Genomic DNA, 4,714 nt, shown 5'->3' with positions numbered 1-4,714 from the left:
ATTCAAGGTTTGGAAGAAGGGATTGGCTCTCAAATCAATTCCGGCTATGGACGGCTGATTGAGGGCAATGCCTCCCGGCATCCTCTTGAGTTTTTGCGGTTGCCATTTGAATTGGAGGGGCAGCTCATCCATGGGCGACATCAGTTTATCGAGTGGCGGATGAATCAGAAGAATCATCAGTGGCAACATCGAGTTAAACCGGAACCAGAAGTTCGTCCGGTAGCCTTTAAGAATATGCTGCGCTATTGGTTTCGGGCTTTTGGGTTAGGGGTGTTGCCTGTAAAACAGGTGCAGGAATGGGAAGCAAAACTATTTGGAGCGATTACGCCTGAACCTAAACAAGGTTGGATTCGGGTGGAGATTTTGGAGGGAAAAGTTCTCCAGGAAAATCCAGAAGGAAAAAACGATCTGGTGGGAAGACAAGAGGGGATTTTAGTCCTTTCTTTGTCTGGGGAATGTCCAGCAGACAAGTATGAGACAGCGAAAAAATTATTCCTTAATTTAACTTGGATGATGTTTCACTTAGGAGGAGTAGGTCAAGGAGCAAGGCGACCCTGTTATTCTCGCAAAGACAGGCCAAAAGCACCGTGGTGGCGGGGATCCACATTGATTCCTAAAACCCAAGATTATTTTTGGGGTTTACCTGAATCTGCCAGAGAGTTTCAGGGGTTATTTTGCGAGCGATTAAGAAACTACTTTGCAGCCATGCAACTACTTTTAGGGAATGCTATCGACGCTCAGAATCCTAGAGCTGCTGGGAACGTAACTAGGGAAAAATGGACAGAAGCAGTGGATGCTAATTGTAGAATTGTTGTCTGTAGTGGCGAGTCAGACAGTAATAAACCCTATGCTTTGTCGGTGCTGCATCAGTTGGGATATCAGGGTGAGGGAAGGTATGACAAATTCCTCTGCGGGGTTGTTCAGGGGGGAGCTGTGCCTTCGCCGGTGTGGATTTCTGACTTGGATGATTATCAGGTGGTTACCGTATTTGGAGCTACTGAAAGTCCCCGAAGAGAGTATCTACAAAAACTAGAAGAGGGCAGATGTATACAAATTTGGCCCCTCAAATCAAAATGAGGATTGATGCAAACGCTCTATATTTCTCGGCAAGGCTGTAGGCTCAGCCTCAAGCAGGAGTTTCTCCAAGTTCACAGCGGGGAAACACTCCTGCAGGAGGTGCAGTTGCCTTTGCTGGAGCAGATATTCATCTTTGGTTGCTCACAGGTAACAACTGATGTGATACGGGCCTGTTTGCAGCGAAGCATCATCATTGCTTACCTATCGCAACTGGGCTACTGCTACGGGCGGATCATGCCCATTCACAGAGGCTACCGACGCCTGGCTCGTCTGCAACAAAGTTTGTCAGCAGAGTGGCGATTGCGAACAGCAGTGCAAATAGTGCGGGCCAAGCTCCTGAATGGGCGGGTGCTTTTGATGCGGTATTTGCGATCCCGAGCGACTGAATCTGGTTCTTTGGTGGTTGATATCCTAGAGTATTTGGCAGCAGAGGCACTGAGGGCAGAATCACCGGAGCAACTTAGAGGAATTGAGGGGGCAGGGGCAGCTCTGTATTTTCCTGAGCTGGGCAATTGCTTAAAGCAACCAGGATTTGTTCTGCTCACACACACGCGCCGCCCACCTACCGATCCGGTAAATGCCATGCTGAGTTTTGGCTACAGCGTACTCTGGAATCATCTCTTAGCTTTGATTGAGTTGCAAGATTTGGATCCTTATCAAGGATGTTTCCATATGGGTAGCTACAAACATGCAGCACTGGTTTCAGATTTGCTAGAGGAGTTTCGCGCTCCTACTGTTGATTCGCTGGTACTATAGCTGGTCAATACTAGAGTGATGAATGTTGAACAAGATTTTGTCTACCATAATGGAGGATGTTTCCTGAATGATTCAGGACGAAAAAAGTACCTAAGAGCCTTTTTGACTCGAATGACAGAAAAGCTCATAACAGAGAATGAAGAGCAACCTCGCTGGGAGCTACTTAACAGACAGGTTAAGCTCTTCAAGCAGTGTATTTATAACCCAGAAATGACCTACTCTCCTTATCGAATTCGGTAAGATGATTCTGTACGTTATTTGTTACGATAGGTCCTCCAATAAACGCCGCAAAAAAATATCAGATTTACTGGAAGGCTATGGACGACGGGTGCAATACAGTGTCTTTGAGTGTGTTCTCTCGCCTCAAAAATATGCTGAGCTGAAAATAAAACTAAAAAAAGCAATTTAAAGCAGGTGAGGATTCCCTTAGGTTCTACCCTGTGTCGAGCCACACCTACCCGCAGGTGGAAGTTTGGGGTAACCCCCCAGTAGTACAACCCCCAGAGTCGATCATCATATGAATATGATCGCTGAAATGACGTACTTGGGTTGACCCGCTCGTTCGCGTAGCGGTGCGTAGCACTCTGTCTTGCTGCATAAGGGTTTCAGACCCCTCCTCAAGCTCCCATTTTTACCAAGTTGGCCGACCCCCTCGCAAATGGCTCTTGCATCCCTTGCCCTGACTGGGTTTTAATGGAGCCTATCCCAACTCTGTCGGGATCCCTATAAATTGGAAACCAGTCCACCTCTGGACCCTCCAGCTGTACCCATCCGTGAAGTCCCCACTCTGTGGGGGTCTCTATAAATTGGAAACAAAACCATCTACCAGAGCACCATTGATCCAAACCGTAAGAGTCCCCACTCTGTGGGGATCCCTATAAATTGGAAACGCGAATGTTTCGCCAACTGCAACCAGAATTAGATACACGTTGTCCCCACTCTGTGGGGATCCCTATAAATTGGAAAATAAATTGGAAACTGGGAACCAATGGACCGAAAAGCACTTCCCTGCTACTTGCAAGAAATGCTCAATTAAGCTGGAGATCCCGGGGGCTTGTGGGCAAATGTCGTAGATGCCCACCACTCTTGAACCGGGTAGATAACGCTCCCACAATTCCCGATTGGGCCGTAGCAAAATGGATCCCTGCTGCAGGATCCCCCAAGGTTGCCAGCGTTGAGCACTGCCGATCAATTTTTGGCCCTGCCAGCTCAGGTCGGCGCGGGTACGTGCCGCGAAGCAACTGGTTTTATCTGAGTAGAGGCGTTCTTGGCCGTAGAGTTGATTTGGGTGGGGCCTATCCACAACAATGCCCAATTCCGCCAAGCCTTGCAGCAAAAAGCGGCAGCAGTAGTCGTATACACAGGTCCGCTTTAGGCTAGGTAAAGTTTGCTGCAAATGCTGCCAAGGGATGCCTAAGCTGTAGGTTAGCTCCGCTTGGTCGACTGCAGCCTGATGCAATACAGCCCGCCCACCTGTGGGTCGCCGCACAATGGGGATCCCCAGATCACCTTCTGCCTGACCCTCTGCCCAAAGCTGGTGACGACCCAGGGAGAGGGTCAGTTGCTCCCAGCCATAAAAACGCAACACCACTCGAGGAGTCTGACGCAGCTCCTGCAAAAGCCGGTCATCCTGCTGCATGTGCCAGGCCCCCGTAGCAACTTGGTAGGGCCAGTAGTACCCCAGGGATCCCATGGCCGAGGAGCGCTAGATGCTAGGAAACTCTGCCTGTAAAGGTTCATCGTACTCATCTGCCAAGCTGGCCACAATGGTGATGGCACGAGAAATTTCACTGGCGGTGATCTCCTCCAGGGTGCGGTAGTGATTCAAGATCACTTGGTTATTCCAAATACAGAAGCGCGCCTCTAGCGTGTCTGTCCAATTTTTTTCCAGCAGCTTTTGCATCAATTTGGCCGGCTCCGCCACGGGTAAAGTTAAAACAGGGGACCAAACCGCCAGGGTATCTTCCGCTGACTCACCGCTCAAATGAACAAATACATCAACCGTACCGTAGGTAAACCTCCAGGTGTGACCCTGCTCATGATTTTCATAGGCAACATCTTCCTTTAGGCTAGAGACCACTGCTGAGACAATCTCCACATAGCGGAGGGGTTCTTGCGCCTCCAGGATGGCATCCGCAGAGCGATCGAAGGCATTCATGAGCGGTTCACTGTAAACCATGAGCTTTTCCCTACTCACCTATCCAACCACCTCAACTATACCGCCTGCCGAAAGAATGCCGTTCGGATCTTGGGCAAGCCGGTGGGAATAACCGGTTTTCAGCCGGATCCCAGGGCAAAATAAAACTGTTACAGGTCTCAGAGGTGGGCTGATGCCGCAAATTCAAGTTCAAGATCGTACCCTTTCCTGTGCCGAAGGAGCCAACTTGCGCCAGGTGCTGCTCCAGGAGGGGGTTCAACTCTACAACCCACCTGCTCACATTGTCAATTGTCATGGGCTGGGCACCTGTGGTACCTGTGCGGTGCAGATTGAAGGAGAAGTTTCCCCCATGGGTTGGCGGGAGCGCACCCGTCTATCGCTCCCTCCCCACCAGCTTTCTAAGGGGCTACGCTTAGCCTGTCAGGTGCAGGTGTTCGGGGATCTCAAGGTAACCAAGTGGCTGGGAATGTGGGGGGAAAAGCTCCCGGCGGCACCCCCAGCCTAAGTAGCGTTAGCCCTTCCTTGTTTGCCTCCCAGTGCCAGGGATCCGCAATACTCAGTCTTGGATTCCCTTTCATTACCCATTTTGACCCGGTGCGCGGCAAGCCCCGCTCTACTGCTGCGCGGGAGCAAGCTAACAGGGCGAGGAAGGATAGCGCGGACAGCGTAGCCGTCCTTGTCTTTGGTTTTTCAGCCTGGCGTCTGCTGGTATGGTCAAACCAT

The 4,714-nt window shown here is 50.4% G+C and carries 3 protein-coding genes, 3 pseudogenes and 1 CRISPR repeat array; of the genes and pseudogenes, 4 read left to right on the top strand and 2 right to left on the bottom strand.

The window, feature by feature from the left end:
- From Q0711_RS03830 to cas2, 3 genes and pseudogenes are all read left to right on the top strand, one after another.
- Positions 1-1,077, top strand: a pseudogene (locus Q0711_RS03830) (type III-B CRISPR module RAMP protein Cmr6); the annotation flags it as partial.
- A gap of 6 nt (positions 1,078-1,083) precedes the next feature.
- Entirely contained in the window at positions 1,084-1,833 is a 750-nt protein-coding gene (cas1, locus tag Q0711_RS03825; protein WP_299041659.1) for a CRISPR-associated endonuclease Cas1, read from the top strand.
- Positions 1,834-2,074: 241 nt separating this feature from the next.
- A pseudogene (cas2, locus tag Q0711_RS11645) lies at positions 2,075-2,354 on the top strand (CRISPR-associated endonuclease Cas2).
- A 181-nt stretch (positions 2,355-2,535) separates the two neighbouring features.
- Positions 2,536-2,800: direct repeats of the CRISPR family, unit length 36 nt; unit sequence GTCCCCACTCTGTGGGGGTCTCTATAAATTGGAAAC.
- 165 nt (positions 2,801-2,965) lie between these two features.
- Here the strand turns inward: cas2 and Q0711_RS03815 are convergent.
- Both Q0711_RS03815 and Q0711_RS03810 read right to left on the bottom strand, forming a co-directional pair.
- Positions 2,966-3,472: pseudogene (locus Q0711_RS03815) on the bottom strand (lipoate--protein ligase family protein); the annotation flags it as partial.
- A 66-nt stretch (positions 3,473-3,538) separates the two neighbouring features.
- Positions 3,539-4,012 carry a YbjN domain-containing protein gene (locus tag Q0711_RS03810; RefSeq protein WP_299041651.1) on the bottom strand — a complete coding sequence of 158 codons (474 nt, stop codon included), beginning with the start codon at positions 4,010-4,012 and terminating at the stop codon, positions 3,539-3,541.
- Between the two features lie 151 nt (positions 4,013-4,163).
- Between Q0711_RS03810 and Q0711_RS03805 the strand changes: the two genes are divergently transcribed.
- Positions 4,164-4,496: a 2Fe-2S iron-sulfur cluster-binding protein gene (locus Q0711_RS03805; RefSeq protein WP_299041649.1), complete on the top strand. Its 333-nt coding sequence runs from the start codon at positions 4,164-4,166 to the stop codon at positions 4,494-4,496.
- Positions 4,497-4,714 lie beyond the last annotated feature (218 nt).

Origin of the sequence: uncultured Thermosynechococcus sp., from assembly GCF_937958135.1 — a bacterium.
Classification (GTDB): domain Bacteria; phylum Cyanobacteriota; class Cyanobacteriia; order Thermosynechococcales; family Thermosynechococcaceae; genus Thermosynechococcus.
This window is presented reverse-complemented; position numbering and strand designations above follow the sequence as displayed.

Bases quoted from the DNA above. Each gene is read 5' to 3' on its own strand.
- cas1 (WP_299041659.1), top strand. From the start codon at position 1,084: ATGCAAACGCTCTATATTTCTCGGCAAGGCTGTAGGCTCAGCCTCAAG.
- Q0711_RS03810 (WP_299041651.1), bottom strand. From the start codon at position 4,012: ATGGTTTACAGTGAACCGCTCATGAATGCCTTCGATCGCTCTGCGGAT.
- Q0711_RS03805 (WP_299041649.1), top strand. From the start codon at position 4,164: ATGCCGCAAATTCAAGTTCAAGATCGTACCCTTTCCTGTGCCGAAGGA.